We start from the raw sequence: 13,319 nt of genomic DNA, 5'->3' as shown, positions 1-13,319 counted from the left end.
ATCCGGCGTCCTGGTTTCGTATTTACCTACCCACTGGAACTGTCGAAGAACCACGGAAGGCGACGTAGCCCATTTATCAACAAGGGCACCCAAAGCCAGCAGGTGCTTTACCCAAATCGATCGCGAACGATCGACCAAAAAAGGACGCCCAAACTAAACCTCATTTATGCGTCCCTCGGTTGCACAAACCAGCTCAGAGCTTTACTCTAAGGCCCCGTTCGCCGCGCCCCCCCCCTGGCGTCATCGACGTGCTCCCGCCACCCCTCAAAAGAACCGTATTTGCTCTGCCCTACCCGCCCTCTCCCCATGAACTCCCAACAAGTAGAAATCCTGCTGGTCGAAGACAGCCCGACCGATGCGGAATTGACCATTCGCTCACTCAAAAAACGCAATCTCGCCAACCACCTCGTGCACGTCACGGATGGTCAGGCGGCGCTCGATTTTCTTTTCAGTACCGGCCCCTACGCGGGCCGCCCAAAAGACGAACAACCCAAGGTGGTCCTGCTGGACTTAAACCTGCCCAAGCTCAACGGCATCGAGGTGTTGCGCCAACTGCGCGCCAACGAGCGGACCAAGCTTTTGCCCGTAGTCATCATGACCTCGTCGCGCGAGGACCGCGACGTGATCGAAAGCTACAAACTGGGCGCCAACAGCTATGTGGTAAAACCGGTGGAATTCGAGAATTTCGCCGAGGCCGTCGCCAACTTGGGGCTTTATTGGATACTCTTAAATCAGCCCCCCTGCGTATCCCATGATTGAAGCCCTTCTAGTCGGCTTGCGCATCCTCTCGCTCGAGGATTCCGATACGGACGAGGAGTTGATCCTGCGTGAGATCAAACGCGGCGGGATCGATTTCGTCGTGCGCCGGGTGCAGACACGGGAGGATTTCCTGCGTGAGATCAGTGAGTTCAGCCCCGACCTCATTCTGGCCGATTACAAGCTGCCAACCTTTGACGGAGGTGAGGCGTTGGCTCTGGCCAAAGACTGCAGCCCGGAGGTGCCCGTCATCATAATTTCGGGTGCAGTAGGCGAGGAAACCGCCGTTGAGTTGCTCAAAAACGGGGCCACCGATTTTGTTCTCAAGGATCGGCTCACCCGGCTCGTTCCAGCGGTGCGGAGGGCGTTGCGAGAGGTGGCGGAACACCAGGCGCTACGCCAAGCCGAGGCCGATCTACGGGCGCTCAACGAAGCACTGGAGCAACGGGTCGCCGATCGCACCCGGGAGTTGCGCGAAAAGAATCTGCGCATGGAAGAGGATCTGACCATGGCCAAGGAACTCCAACTGGCACTGCTGCCGCACCGCTTCCCCACCCTGCCCTACGGTACTCTGCAAGGGACGAGTGCGGTGAAATTCTCCAGCATTTTTCATCCCGCGAGCTCGGTAAGCGGGGATTTTTTCAACGTGGTGCGCGTCTCGGAGTCCGCCGTGGGGGTGTTCATCTGTGACGTGATGGGCCACGGGGTTCGGGCGGCGTTGGTCACCGCAATGATGCGTGCACTTGAGGAGCAACTGGGGGACTTGGCGGCCGATCCGGGGGCCCTGCTCACGGCAATCAACCAGAGCCTGTGCGGCATTTTGCGCCAGTCCGGCATCACCCTGTTCACCACCGCCTGTTACATCGTGGCCGACATCGGCAAATCGCGCATCACCGTGGCCAATGCCGCGCATCCCAGCCCGCTGCTGGTGCGCAACGAGCCCAGGGAAGTCGTGCAACTCACCCCTGAGCACACCGCTGGCCCGGCACTGGGGCTGTTTGAGGAGGAGGTATATCGCACGTACGCATTCCCCGTGGCTGCCGACGACCTCATTTTGCTCTTCACGGATGGCCTCTTTGAGGTGGAAAATACCCTGAATGAATCCTACGGGGAGGGCCGGCTGAGGGACGCATTTGAACAACGCGCGGGGCAACCCCCGGCGCAATTGGTCGACTCGGTGATCGCCGAGATCGAGTTATTCGCAGCAGGCCATGTGTTTCCCGACGACGTCTGCCTGGTCAGCATGGAAATCGCCCACCTCGAAGCAAGTGAGGCCCAGCTGGTGGCCACATAAAAAACAAGGCGTCAGCCCCCCCCAAATTCCACGCGCAAATTAGAGCCTTCGCGGTTTAAATGAATCGGCGGGCCTCTTCTGGGCAAAGAGACCAAGCCCAATAATTGGGATGGCGAAGCCCCAGTTGGAGTGCTTAGCCTGCGGCTATGATTACCCCTCAATCATTACGCAGGTCGTTATTCGTGCTCATGATTGGAGCATTACCCGTCGCAACACTTTCGGCTCGGGTCGGAGAAACCCAGGATGTCGTAGAGCGTCGCCTATTGCAGCCCAACTTGGGCAGGCTTTTTTTCCACTCTAAGGAGAAAGAAACCCCTGCGACGGAACGAGCGCGGCTAAAAGAGTTGAGCGAACAGCCGTTCAACGAAGCACGGAAGTTTTTCCCCTCGGACAGCAAAGCGGCCGTTTACTGGAAGTCGGCAATCGCCAAACAACTCAGTAACGATAACGGATGGAAGATATTCGTATTTTATACAGCAGGGCGCTCTGTTTTAGAGGGTTACAACCGAGTCGGCGAAGAGCTCAGTGAATTTGAGGTGCGCGCCATTCTGGCGGCTAACCAAGGGGGGTCTTCTTGGCGGAAAAACTCGGGAGCCGGTGGTGGAGTTAACGGAATTGGCTATGATTATGAGCTCGAAGACGGTTCACTGCGCGCCAAACAAAAGGGGACCTGGCTGATGATTTTCTCGGCCCGCCTTGATGAGTATGTGATTGCCCAACAAACGATCGCCAAAGAGACGGAAGCCAAAGAGTCTGCTCTGAAGAAAATCGAGCAGCAAAAAACGGCCCCCGTCAGCGTCATCGGACTCTAACCCGACCACCCCTGAGGTGGCAAACTCGCTCGGCCGATGAGATCGCGGGAACCAGACTCCTTAACTCCAATGCCTGTAAGGCATTGGTCGGGTGATTCTCATGATAAGTAACTTGCGTGCTAAAGCGGGGTTGCGGTTGGCAGGGAAGAGTGCGTCGGTCCGGCCATCACCCGATCCCCTGACGAACGAGAACGAGTAAGAGAACGAGAACGATTCAATCCCCTTCCACCAATCAGCCTGCCAGTGGCACCGCTGAATTCCGTATCGTTCTCGTTCTCTTAATCTTACTCGTTCTCGGTCTGATGCGAATGGCACTTAGTTAAGGGGTGTTATCGTCAGTCCTAGTTAGATCGCCCCTTCAGGGCTTGTGCACTTTACCCCATGATTCCTAGGGCGTTGCCCTAGGCTGTGGTAGAGAGCCCCGTTGGGGCGGTCGGGCCTAACTAAGTGCCATTCCGGTCTGATGCCGATTGGCCGAGTTAAAGCATGCCTTACAGGCATTGGCCTTAACTCACCCGAAAAGACCGGTAGACTAGGCCAGTAACCCGGTCTGCCGCAGGGCTTCATAGCAGGCGATGCCCGCCGCCGTGCTGAGGTTGAGCGAACGCAATTCGTGGTTGGCGTGTGGTATGGTCACGCGCCGGTCGTCGCCAAATTCCGCGTGCAACCACTCCGGTGCACCATGACCTTCGTTGCCAAAAACCAACCCGTCGCCGTCGGCATAACTCGCGCTCCAATAGCTGCACGCCGTCTTGGTCGTGAATAACCACAAGCGCTTCGGGCCCGCCTCGCTGCTCTTAAATGCAGCCCAATCGGCGTGGTGGTGGACGTCCAACGAGTGCCAATAGTCCATGCCGGCCCGCTTCAGGTGCTTGTCGGTTATTTCGTAGCCCAGCGGGTGGATTAAGTGCAGGCGCGAACGGGTGAGCGCGCACATGCGCCCGATATTACCCGTGTTCTGGGGAATCTCCGGCTGAAAAAGGACGATGTGCAGCATTGCAAGAATCGAGTGCTGAAGGAGTCCAGACGATCGGCGCTAGGTCGCCCTCACTCCACGACCAAACCGCTGTTATCGGCGGCCAACACCCGAGCGGTGCTGGTCAGGCCGGCGCTAGCGAAGGCGGCCTGCATGGCTGCGGCGACCGCGGATGCCGCTGGTCGCGTGGCGACACAGAGCACGGTCGAGCCGCTGCCGCTTAACCAGCCGGTGTAAGCGCCGGCAGCGACACCCGCTTCAATCGCGGCGCGTCCACCTGGAATACGCGGCAACCGGTAAGGCTCGTGCATGTAGTCGCTCACCGCATGCCGCAGCCGCTCGTAGTCACCCGCCACCAGAGCGGCGACGAGGTACGCGGCGCTGTTAATACTCTTCACGGCGTCAAAATAAGACAGCGTCGCGGGTAGAACCCCACGCGACTCCTTGGTGAGCATTTCAACGTCGGGCGAGGTTGCCACAAAGGCCAAATCCGCCGGTAGCTCCACGCGAACCGTATCCACGTACGCGCCGGTTGCCGGGTCGCAGCGCGCCACGCAGAAGCCGCCCAGAATACCTGCAGCCGCGTTGTCGGGATGGCCCTCGATGGCGGTGGCGATACCCACCAATTGCTGCCGTGAAAGCCCCGCGGACGACAGCGCGTTGAGCCCGCCCAGTACCCCGCCGATCACCGTGACACTCGAACCCAACCCGCGCGCCGGCGGCACGTCACCGTCGATTTGATATGAGAAACCAAAAGGCACCACGCCTGCCGTCGTAAAAAAAGCCGATGCCGTGGTCTCAACCATGGCCTGCGCGCGGCCATCGCCGACGGTTACCGGACGGGCCACAGCACCCGGTTCACGCGTAAGCGTGACCCGATTGTGGATCTGCAAGGCGAGGCCAAGGGTGTCAAAACCCGCGCCGCAATTGGATGTACTACCCGGCACGCGGGTGGTCACGGAGTTGGGGGCGGGGCTCATGTGCGACGAACAGGTTTCATGATTTTCTCCACTTCCATCATCGCGGCTTTTTCACGCAAGTCCTGACGTTTGTCGTGCGATTGTTTACCGAGGCAGAGGGCGACCTCCACTTTGACGAGCGCCTCTTTAAAATACATGCGCAGGGGCACCAAGGTGCGCCCGCCGACCTGCATGGCTTGGGCAATCTTGCGCACCTGATGGCGATGGAGGAGCAGCTTACGGGTACGGCGAGCCGCGTGGTTATTGATATTGCCGTAGGCGTACTCGTCGATGTGGGCGTTAAACAACCACAGTTCGCCTTTTTCAAATTTACCAAAGGCGTCGCCAATCTGGGCCCGTCCGGCGCGGATGGCCTTCACCTCGGTGCCGTGGAGAACCAAGCCCGCCTCGAAGCGCTCCTCCACGGAAAAATCGCGCAGCGCCTTGGCGTTGCGAACCTCCGTGAAGCGGGGGGCGTCTTTTTTCTTGGCGGACATGGCAAATGGGCGCGAAGCCCTCGGTTAAAAGGTATAAAAAAAGTCACTCCGCGCAAAGCTGAGGGCCAAACGACTTGTTTATTTTGAACAAGGCGATGACCGGCTTGGCACAGAATGACCCGTGGTGAGCGGGTCGATCCCGCTGCGGTGGTGATTACTCGGTGGCCTCTTCGTAAGTGATCTTGCCCTCGATGATTTCGCGCAGGGCGATGTCTTCGGGAGCGAGCTTTTCGAGGGATTCCACCAGCGCACGCTGGCCCCGGCGCAGCTGTTTAACACGGCGCGACACCACATTGATGAGGATGTTGGCGTCAGGGATAACTTTGTGGGCTTCTTTAAGGTAGTCGTCTCTCATGGTCGGGCGGGTTCGGTATCGGAAAAAAGTCGATAGCACAGCCCGCACTAGGGCCGGTCAAGGGTTTATTTCCCCGTCGCATGGCGCCGGTCTCTCGCGGCACAAGTTCGTGGGTCTCTCGCACCAGCGACTTGCCAGAGCGCTCCGCGCCGCCCACGGTGCCCAACTACATGTTCGAGTCACTCACCGACAAACTTTCCTCCGCCCTGCGCAACCTGCGCGGTGTCGGCAAACTCACCGAAGACAACATGGCCGATGCCCTCAAAGAGGTGCGCACCGCCCTTCTTTCGGCCGACGTCCACTTTAAGGTCGCCCGTGAATTCGTCGAACGCGTCCAGGCCCAGTGCGTGGGCCAAGAGGTGATCAAATCGGTCACCCCCGGCCAGCAGATCGTCAAAATCATCAACGACGAACTCGTTCGCCTGCTCGGTGAAGGCACGACCGATCTGTCAACCGCGCGTCCGCTCAAAGTGCTCATGGTCGGCTTGCACGGGTCGGGTAAAACCACCTCGACGGTCAAGCTCGGCAAGTTGTTAAAAAAACGCGGCTACCGCCCCTTCGTAATCGCCTGCGACGTGTACCGCCCCGCCGCCATCGACCAGCTCGAAATCCTCGCCAAACAGGAGGAGCTCGGCTTCTACAGCGACCGCGTCAGCAAGGACGTTCCCGCCATTGCCGCAGCCGGCTTGGCCGCCGCGCAAGCCGCCGGTGCCGACGCCGTTTTGTTCGATACCGCCGGACGCCTCCAGATCGACACCGACTTGATCGAGGAGGTCAAAAAACTGCGCGAGCGCATCAAGCCCGACGAGATCCTGCTGGTGGCCGACGGCGCGCTCGGCCAAGAGGCGGTCAACGTTGCCAAGGCCTTCCATGAGGCCCTCGTGCTCACCGGTCTTATCCTGACCAAACTCGATGGTGACGCCCGTGGCGGTGCCGCCCTCTCGATCAAGTCGATCACCGGCGTGCCCATCAAGTTTGTCGGCACCGGCGAAAAGACTGCCGACTTCGACACCTTTTATCCCGACCGCCTGGCCTCGCGCATTCTCGGCATGGGCGACGTCGTTTCACTGGTCGAACGTGCACAGGAAAACATCGACCAGAAAGAGGCTGAAAAGATGGCGGAGAAGCTCCGCAAGGCCGACTTCAACCTCGAGGATTTCCTCGCGCAGATGCAGCAGATTAAAAAGCTCGGCTCGATGCAGAGCATCATGGGCATGATGCCCGGCATGAGCGGCATGCAAATCCCCGACGACGCCGAGCAGCAGATGGGGCGCACGGAGGCCATCATCAAGTCGATGACCATTCAGGAGCGCCGTAAGCCGGACATTCTTAATGGCAACCGCCGCCTACGCATCGCCAACGGTGCCGGCGTCAAAGTTTTGGAGGTCAACCAGCTCATCAAGCAGTTCCAGCAGATGCAAAAGATGATGAAAATGCTCAAGGGTGGCGGCGCGAAAAAGATGATGCGCCAGATGGAAACGATGAAAGGCCGCGGCGGTTTCCCCGGCATGTGAGCGCGTGAACCCGCACTGGTGTGAGCGGGCGTGAGTGTGAATTGACGCGTGGGCACCTGGGAGAATGTATTTACCGAAGCGGTTAACGAATCATGCAGCTCCATTCCTCCACGTTTGACACTCCCTGCGGCCCATTTTCGGTGGCGGTCAACGCGGCCGGGCAAGTGCTCGCCACCGCCTTCGGCGAGCTGCCATCCCTCCGCTCCCGCCTGCCGAAAAAGTGTCACCTAATAGGTGCCACTTTGGGTTTAACCGCTCCGGTGCAGCGGGAGGTCGCCGAGTATTTTTCCGGCAGAAGGCGCGTGTTCAGTGTACCGATGGCGGCGCAGGGGACCGCGTTTCAAAAACAGGTGTGGGCGGAATTGGCGGCGATTCCATTCGGGCAGACGCGCAGCTACGGACAACTCGCCGTGGCTCTGGGCCAAAGCGGCGCTTCGCGGGCCGTCGGGCGGGCCAACGCCGCCAATCCCCTCGCCCTGCTCGTGCCCTGCCACCGGGTAATCGGCGCGGACGGTGCGCTGGGGGGATTCGCTTTTGGTGCAACCATCAAACAGCACCTGCTCACCCACGAGGGCGCGTGGCCCGGCCGACCTGCTGTGAATCCTGTTGGCGGATACGTTTGGACGAGGCGGGAGCGCACCTAATCACACGAAAAACGAGAGCCACTCCGAACGGGATTCGCCGACCGGCCTAACGCCTAAGCGCGGTGGCAGTGAGGACAGGACTTTTCGTACACGTAGCGAACGTCCTGTTGTTCATCGACGGACAACGGCGTCTGGCAATTCCAGCACAGCACGGAACCGGTTTCTTGGAGCTGGGCATTTACACCAACACGACGGTCAAAAACGAAGCATTCCCCGTCGTAGTGCGCGCCTCCACACGCCTCGAAGTATTTCAAGATGCCGCCGTCGAGCTGGAAAACTTCCTCGAAACCCTCGCGCACCATGAACGGGCCGGCTTTTTCACAGCGAATGCCGCCCGTGCAGAACATCACCACCGGCTGCTTTTTCAATTCAGCAGGCAACCGGCCGACCGCCTCAGGAAATTCGCGGAAATTGTCGATGTGCGGCACGAGCGCGCCCTTGAACGTGCCCATCTTCACCTCGTAGTCGTTGCGCGTGTCGAGCAGCGTGACGGGGCGGCCCTCGTCGAGCCACTGTTTGAGCGTGTGCGGGGCCAGTTTAGGCGACGGTTTGTGGGCGGGATCGATACCGTCGATCCCGAACGCGATGATCTCCTTTTTGATCTTCACCAGCATCCGATTAAAGGGCGCCTCGGTGCTAAAACTTTCCTTGGGCGCGAGGTCCTCCAGCCCCGGCACCGTGCGGATCTCCTCGACCATGCGGCCAACCGCTTCCGGCGTGCCCGCCACAAAAAGATTAATCCCCTCGGTGCTCAGCAAGATCGTGCCCTTGAGCCCCTCGGCGTGAGCCTTGGCCTGCAACCGCGCGCGCAGAGCGGGCAGGTCGGTGAGCGGGGCGAACTTGTAAGTGGAGATGTTAAGGAAATCGGCGGCCATGGCGAAGGAGCGTGATGAGGCAACTGAGCGGAAATTAAACCTGGGGGCGAGCTTGCTCGCGAAATTCAAAAACCGCGCAGGATGCCAATGAGGTTAAACTCCCAACGACTGCGCTTGGGCCAGGCGCTCGGTTAAAAGTGCGACCAAGCGGGCATCGGCCGCGATCGGCTCAGTCATTTGCGTCTGCAACCCCGGGCTGGCCTCCTCGGCGGCGTGGCAAATTTCCGCGATGTCGCCGCCTGGCCCCGCATGGCGTCCTGGAGAGAGGAACTGTAAAGCGATCACCACTTCGCCGCTATTAAAGGGCGGGGTGCTTAACACCGTGGCGAGCAAAGGCTCGTTGAAGTCGTAGTCAGCTCCCTCGCGGCGCTCCATCGACGCCACCGCTAGCCCCGCCACCGTGTCGCCAAGGAGCGCCCGCAATTGCGCACCGAGGTGGTTACGCACCACCGCCACGGAGGGTTGCGGCGAGCCATGATCCACCAGAATCACGTGCGGCCGAACCCAACCCCGCGCACGTGCGGTCTGGCGCACCTGGTCGGCCAAAATTTCTGCAACCCGCGAATCCGTTTCAGCCGGGTTAACCATCCAAGGCGCCAGCCGCATCCGTGCCTGGGGGAACCGCTCCCGCAACGCCGCCACCCGAGCCGGCACGTATTCGGTGAGCGCCGCACTCGGGCCAAAAAACAAGGGCATCAACACCGCCTCACCAGCTGGGTTAGCCGAGAAAAACTCGACGAGGGCGGGCTCCAGCAGGCGCGCCGGCACCCCGCCAAGGGCAGCAGCTTCGACCTTGGTGGAGTGTAACAGTGAAACGGGCTGCACGGCATGCCCCAGGTGCGCGGAAAGGGCTGCCCCCAACCGGCGCAAGCTCAGCGTGGAGTCGGGGCGCACGGAGCCGTTATCAAAAAGAAACCATACGGTGGGGAGTGCGGTGGATACGGTTTTCAAAGTCGCGGTTAAATATCTTGCGACCCAAAATAAATGCCCCGTAAGGTCAACCAACGTCGCCTATTTTTAATCGTCCAACTATGAACTTCTCCATCAAGAAACTCAGTTTCGTTCTGCTGTCCGCCGCCGTGGTTCTCTCCGGTTGCTCCAAAAAGCCCAAGCGTCCCGACCCGTCCTCCACGGTCCTCGGTCCTGATGGCGGTCTCTCCGGTGCTGGCATCGGTGGCCTGAGCGATGGCATGAACGGTGCCGCCCCCGGCACCGACCTCACCGGCCGTGACCCGAACGCAATCGACGGCCAAGTCCGCGGTTTGCTCCAGCCGGTCTTTTTCGACTTCGACCAATCCGGCATCAAAGCCTCCGAGCGCACCAAGCTGGATGCCGCCAAGGCCTACCTAGAAGCCAACCCCACCGCCCGCATCCTTCTGGAAGGCCACTGCGACTGGAAAGGCACCTCCGAGTACAACCTCGGCCTGGGTGACCGCCGCGCCAATGCCGCCAAGCAGTACCTGACCACCACCGGCGTCGCCGCCGACAAGATCGAGGTTCTCTCCAAGGGCAGCCTCGACGCCATCGAAAATGCCGACGAAGTGACCCGCGCCAAGGACCGCCGCGTTGAGTTGGTTGTCCTCAAGCAGTAATCCGCAAAACGGATACCGATAAAGGCCCCGACGCATGTCGGGGCTTTTTTGTGCCCAAATGCTTCGTTTGCTGAGTCCACAACGGGGTGCAGCACCTGCACCGAAACCCGTGAAACCGGAAGAAATGAGCGCCGTGCAGTGAACCTTGTCGGGCCAAAGGCCACCTTAAGCGCGGAACCTCTCCACGCTCATGCACCTGTTAACCCCTTTCGCTCCCACGCTCGCGGCTCAGCCCGCGCTCACGCCTCCGCCCGCGCCGCCGCCGCTTGCCACCAACCGCCTGCAAACGCTCGCCGTCGGCGACCGCCCGCAGGAGCGCATGGAAAAACTAGGAGCCACCGCGCTCAGTGACGGCGAACTGATCGCCATGCTCCTGCGTAGCGGAACTCAGGGCCACGATGTGCTCACCCTCTCCCATCGCCTGATTGCCGACGCCGGGTCACTCGCCGGACTTATCGCCTGGCGTGAGGCCGACTTCAAAAAGCTCAAGGGCATCGGCCGGATCAAAGCCCTCCAACTCATTACCGTTATGGAAATCGCTAGGCGCATCCTCTGCCAAGCGGGCAACCCGCCGCCCCAACCGCTGCTCGACACCGCGCAACAAGCCGCCGAATTCCTCCGCCCGTTAACCCACGGTCTGGTCGTCGAAAAGTTCTGGGTTCTTAGCCTCAACCGGCGCAATCGGCTGCTCAAATGCACCGAGATCACCTCCGGCACGGCAACCAATACCCTGGCGCACCCGCGCGAAGTGTTTCGCGAGGCGATCAAGGAATCGGCCTCCGCCGTGCTCTGCGCCCACAACCACCCCTCGGGCGATCCCGCCCCCAGTGCTGCGGACATCCGCATGACCCGGCAATTGCGCGAGGCCAGCCACGCGGTCGACATCGCCCTGCTCGACCACCTCATTATTGGCCAAGCGGGCGCCGATCCGTGCGGCCTGGGATTTTATAGTTTCCGCACCGCCGGCCTGGTTTGAAAATCAAACCTCAGCCCCGCAACCGGCGAGCCGCAGCGCCACTTATACTAATTAGCTTTCAAGTTGAGGCCTACGGCATCCTTGAGCTCACGCTCAAGGCCACACGCTTCGTGTATACACTCCTCGTGACTCACCGTGGCCTTGAGCGTGAGCTCAGGGTGTTTTCCCAACGGTATCCGCTCTCCCCTGAACCCAGTTAATTAAGCTCATCTTGAAGTCGAATTGGCGATCACATCGCCGCGATCACGCGCGGCCAGATGTATTTAAAGGGCCGGGTAAACTCCTTGGGGCGCTCCACGATTCCGCGGCTCACCTCGGCGATCGTAAACCACTCACCGCACTCGATCTCGGCCAGGTGAAGCACGAAGGGACCCTCGCTACGAAAGCAGTAAACCCACACAAATTCGAAGCCGGTGTCCGGGCTGGCGTCCAACTTGAATAAGGGCTCCAGCGCATGCTCCGGCCCGATCACCACCCCGATTTCCTCAGCCACTTCGCGCGCCACCGCAGCCTCGTAGCTTTCGCCGCTATCGAGGTGGCCCGAGCACGAGGAGTCCCAACGGCCCGGTGAGGTATCCTTGAGCATCGAGCGCTTTTGCAAAAACACCCGGTCATCGGCACCGAACGCCAGTGCATGCACGGCGCGGTGGCGCAGCTTTTGCGTGTGAACCTCCTTACGCGTGGACTGTCCGACCACTTCGTCGAGCACGTTGACCACGTCGAAGATTTCATCGTCGCGCTGGGCTGTAAGGCGGGAAGGCATGTTTTTGTTGTCGCTTCGTTGGTACGGGCTCTTTCGTGTGTAAAACCTACCTAATCTCCCATGGCCAAAATCGACGTCAATAAGGTTGCAGAAATTCTTAAGCGAAACGAACTCGAGCCCGCGCTCCTGCGTCAGATCGTCGAAGAGATGAATCTCATGGTGCAGCCCGAGGTGGACGAGGAAAAGCCGCCTGCGCTCAAGAAGCAGTACGCGATCCTCATTTCCGACCCGGAGAAGCGCCTGCCCGAGGGCAACGACTTCGTCGGCTGGGTGCTCCAGGTTCCCGAAAACGAGAGCGTTCTCACCACCACCGAACGCATCTGGAAGGGCGCCTACGAATTTAACACCACTAAAAAGGGCCGACTCATGCCCGCGAAAACCATCGGCGAAGCCCTCGAACACATCCCCGCCAAACACTTCAAGGAAGTCGGCGTGTTTGTTAAAACCAAGGTCGCCGTGCTCATGCTCAAGACCGACAACGAAATCCCCACCGAAGAAAGCGACAAGGACTCCCGTAAGCGGAAGGGATAAGCAGACCGAAGGCCCCGTGCGCCCGTTTCTTTGATGACGACGGACTGGCTCCACCTCCTCGCCCCGTTGTTTGTGGTGGCGGTGCTTTACGGCACGGTGGGCCACGGCGGGGCATCGGGTTACCTCGCGGTCATGGCGCTTGCCGGCATCGCCCCGGCGGTGATGAAACCCACCGCTCTGACCCTCAATCTAGCGGTCTCACTGATCGCAACCGTACTATTTTTACGCGCCGGCCATTTTGTGTGGCGCCTGTTTTGGCCCTTCGCCCTCAGCTCGATCCCGTTCGCCTTTCTTGGCGGGCGACTCGACCTACCGCCGCCGATTTTCAAAACCCTACTGGCGCTCGCACTCGGTTTCGCCGCACTGAGGCTGCTCTTACCGACACCGAAACCCAGCGTACTGCGCCCCTGCCCGCTCGGCTGGGTTTTGCTTCTCGGCGCGCTCATGGGACTGGTCTCCGGCCTGATCGGGGTGGGCGGCGGCATTTTTTTAACCCCACTGCTACTCCTGCTGGGCTGGGCCCAACCGAAGACCGCTGCGGCGGTCTCGGCCCCCTTTATCTTCGTCAACTCGGCCGCAGCTCTTTTGGGCCAGCCCTTGTCCGCATCGCTGGGCCAATTGCCGACGGCCTGGCCCTGGCTGATGCTCGGAGTCGTCGCGGGTGGCTGGCTTGGCGCGCACTGGGGCAGCGTTAAAGCCCGCGCCGCTCAATTGCGCCCAGCGCTCGCTGCGGTGCTGGCCCTCGCCTGCGTCAAACTCGCGCTCGGCTGACGCG

Annotated in this window: 16 protein-coding genes; 9 read left to right on the top strand and 7 right to left on the bottom strand. The window is 60.4% G+C overall.

Annotated elements, in window-relative coordinates; translation table 11 throughout:
- Window positions 1-306: 306 nt before the first annotated feature.
- From H2170_01860 to H2170_01850, 3 genes are all read left to right on the top strand, one after another.
- On the top strand, window positions 307-759 hold the full coding sequence (locus H2170_01860; GenBank protein MCS6298838.1) for a response regulator: 453 nt from the start codon (window positions 307-309) through the stop codon (window positions 757-759).
- Window positions 752-2,050 carry a SpoIIE family protein phosphatase gene (locus H2170_01855; protein MCS6298837.1) on the top strand — a complete coding sequence of 433 codons (1,299 nt, stop codon included), beginning with the start codon at window positions 752-754 and terminating at the stop codon, window positions 2,048-2,050. Before H2170_01860 ends, H2170_01855 begins: the two co-directional genes overlap by 8 nt.
- A gap of 146 nt (window positions 2,051-2,196) precedes the next feature.
- Window positions 2,197-2,862, top strand: coding sequence for a hypothetical protein (locus tag H2170_01850; protein MCS6298836.1), 666 nt, complete (start codon window positions 2,197-2,199; stop codon window positions 2,860-2,862).
- A 532-nt stretch (window positions 2,863-3,394) separates the two neighbouring features.
- Here the strand turns inward: H2170_01850 and H2170_01845 are convergent.
- From H2170_01845 to H2170_01830, 4 genes are all read right to left on the bottom strand, one after another.
- Window positions 3,395-3,859, bottom strand: coding sequence for a tRNA (cytidine(34)-2'-O)-methyltransferase (locus H2170_01845; protein ID MCS6298835.1), 465 nt, complete (start codon window positions 3,857-3,859; stop codon window positions 3,395-3,397).
- A gap of 50 nt (window positions 3,860-3,909) precedes the next feature.
- Window positions 3,910-4,818, bottom strand: a complete 909-nt coding sequence (gene thrB, locus H2170_01840) for a homoserine kinase (GenBank protein MCS6298834.1) — start codon at window positions 4,816-4,818, stop codon at window positions 3,910-3,912.
- Entirely contained in the window at window positions 4,815-5,294 is a 480-nt protein-coding gene (gene smpB / locus H2170_01835) for an SsrA-binding protein SmpB (protein ID MCS6298833.1), read from the bottom strand. Before smpB ends, thrB begins: the two co-directional genes overlap by 4 nt.
- Window positions 5,295-5,448: 154 nt before the next feature.
- On the bottom strand, window positions 5,449-5,649 hold the full coding sequence (locus tag H2170_01830) for a DNA-directed RNA polymerase subunit omega (protein MCS6298832.1): 201 nt from the start codon (window positions 5,647-5,649) through the stop codon (window positions 5,449-5,451).
- Window positions 5,650-5,819: 170 nt separating this feature from the next.
- On the opposite strand from H2170_01830, the gene ffh reads away from it, so the two are divergent.
- Entirely contained in the window at window positions 5,820-7,163 is a 1,344-nt protein-coding gene (gene ffh / locus H2170_01825) for a signal recognition particle protein (GenBank protein ID MCS6298831.1), read from the top strand.
- A 92-nt stretch (window positions 7,164-7,255) separates the two neighbouring features.
- Window positions 7,256-7,807 (top strand): methylated-DNA--[protein]-cysteine S-methyltransferase, encoded by a 552-nt coding sequence (locus tag H2170_01820; GenBank protein ID MCS6298830.1) that lies wholly within the window; start codon window positions 7,256-7,258, stop codon window positions 7,805-7,807.
- Between the two features lie 53 nt (window positions 7,808-7,860).
- Here the strand turns inward: H2170_01820 and H2170_01815 are convergent, their stop codons facing one another.
- Both H2170_01815 and H2170_01810 read right to left on the bottom strand, forming a co-directional pair.
- On the bottom strand, window positions 7,861-8,682 hold the full coding sequence (locus H2170_01815) for a sulfurtransferase (GenBank protein ID MCS6298829.1): 822 nt from the start codon (window positions 8,680-8,682) through the stop codon (window positions 7,861-7,863).
- Window positions 8,683-8,775: 93 nt separating this feature from the next.
- Complete coding sequence (locus H2170_01810; GenBank protein ID MCS6298828.1) at window positions 8,776-9,633, bottom strand: cobalamin biosynthesis protein CbiX; 858 nt, start codon at window positions 9,631-9,633, stop codon at window positions 8,776-8,778.
- Between the two features lie 80 nt (window positions 9,634-9,713).
- On the opposite strand from H2170_01810, the gene H2170_01805 reads away from it, so the two are divergent.
- Together H2170_01805 and radC are read left to right on the top strand one after the other, a co-directional pair.
- Window positions 9,714-10,274, top strand: a complete 561-nt coding sequence (locus tag H2170_01805; protein ID MCS6298827.1) for an OmpA family protein — start codon at window positions 9,714-9,716, stop codon at window positions 10,272-10,274.
- A 190-nt stretch (window positions 10,275-10,464) separates the two neighbouring features.
- Window positions 10,465-11,250 (top strand): DNA repair protein RadC, encoded by a 786-nt coding sequence (radC, locus tag H2170_01800; GenBank protein ID MCS6298826.1) that lies wholly within the window; start codon window positions 10,465-10,467, stop codon window positions 11,248-11,250.
- A 229-nt stretch (window positions 11,251-11,479) separates the two neighbouring features.
- Here radC and H2170_01795 read toward each other — a convergent pair whose 3' ends face one another.
- Complete coding sequence (locus tag H2170_01795) at window positions 11,480-12,013, bottom strand: NUDIX domain-containing protein (GenBank protein ID MCS6298825.1); 534 nt, start codon at window positions 12,011-12,013, stop codon at window positions 11,480-11,482.
- A 60-nt stretch (window positions 12,014-12,073) separates the two neighbouring features.
- Here H2170_01795 and H2170_01790 point away from each other — a divergent pair, with 60 nt between their 5' ends.
- Window positions 12,074-12,544 carry a hypothetical protein gene (locus H2170_01790; protein ID MCS6298824.1) on the top strand — a complete coding sequence of 157 codons (471 nt, stop codon included), beginning with the start codon at window positions 12,074-12,076 and terminating at the stop codon, window positions 12,542-12,544.
- 33 nt (window positions 12,545-12,577) lie between these two features.
- Window positions 12,578-13,315, top strand: a complete 738-nt coding sequence (locus tag H2170_01785) for a sulfite exporter TauE/SafE family protein (GenBank protein MCS6298823.1) — start codon at window positions 12,578-12,580, stop codon at window positions 13,313-13,315.
- Window positions 13,316-13,319: the final 4 nt, after the last annotated feature.

The organism is Opitutus sp., from assembly GCA_024998815.1.
Taxonomy (GTDB): Bacteria; Verrucomicrobiota; Verrucomicrobiia; order Opitutales; family Opitutaceae; genus Rariglobus.
This window is presented reverse-complemented; position numbering and strand designations above follow the sequence as displayed.

Coding starts and splice junctions, on each gene's coding strand:
- H2170_01855 (MCS6298837.1), top strand. CDS start 752: ATGATTGAAGCCCTTCTAGTCGGCTTGCGCATCCTCTCGCTCGAGGAT.
- H2170_01830 (MCS6298832.1), bottom strand. CDS start 5,649: ATGAGAGACGACTACCTTAAAGAAGCCCACAAAGTTATCCCTGACGCC.
- H2170_01805 (MCS6298827.1), top strand. CDS start 9,714: ATGAACTTCTCCATCAAGAAACTCAGTTTCGTTCTGCTGTCCGCCGCC.
- H2170_01845 (MCS6298835.1), bottom strand. CDS start 3,859: ATGCTGCACATCGTCCTTTTTCAGCCGGAGATTCCCCAGAACACGGGT.
- ffh (MCS6298831.1), top strand. CDS start 5,820: ATGTTCGAGTCACTCACCGACAAACTTTCCTCCGCCCTGCGCAACCTG.
- thrB (MCS6298834.1), bottom strand. CDS start 4,818: ATGAGCCCCGCCCCCAACTCCGTGACCACCCGCGTGCCGGGTAGTACA.
- H2170_01815 (MCS6298829.1), bottom strand. CDS start 8,682: ATGGCCGCCGATTTCCTTAACATCTCCACTTACAAGTTCGCCCCGCTC.
- H2170_01860 (MCS6298838.1), top strand. CDS start 307: ATGAACTCCCAACAAGTAGAAATCCTGCTGGTCGAAGACAGCCCGACC.
- H2170_01820 (MCS6298830.1), top strand. CDS start 7,256: ATGCAGCTCCATTCCTCCACGTTTGACACTCCCTGCGGCCCATTTTCG.
- H2170_01790 (MCS6298824.1), top strand. CDS start 12,074: ATGGCCAAAATCGACGTCAATAAGGTTGCAGAAATTCTTAAGCGAAAC.
- H2170_01850 (MCS6298836.1), top strand. CDS start 2,197: ATGATTACCCCTCAATCATTACGCAGGTCGTTATTCGTGCTCATGATT.
- H2170_01785 (MCS6298823.1), top strand. CDS start 12,578: ATGACGACGGACTGGCTCCACCTCCTCGCCCCGTTGTTTGTGGTGGCG.
- smpB (MCS6298833.1), bottom strand. CDS start 5,294: ATGTCCGCCAAGAAAAAAGACGCCCCCCGCTTCACGGAGGTTCGCAAC.
- H2170_01795 (MCS6298825.1), bottom strand. CDS start 12,013: ATGCCTTCCCGCCTTACAGCCCAGCGCGACGATGAAATCTTCGACGTG.
- radC (MCS6298826.1), top strand. CDS start 10,465: ATGCACCTGTTAACCCCTTTCGCTCCCACGCTCGCGGCTCAGCCCGCG.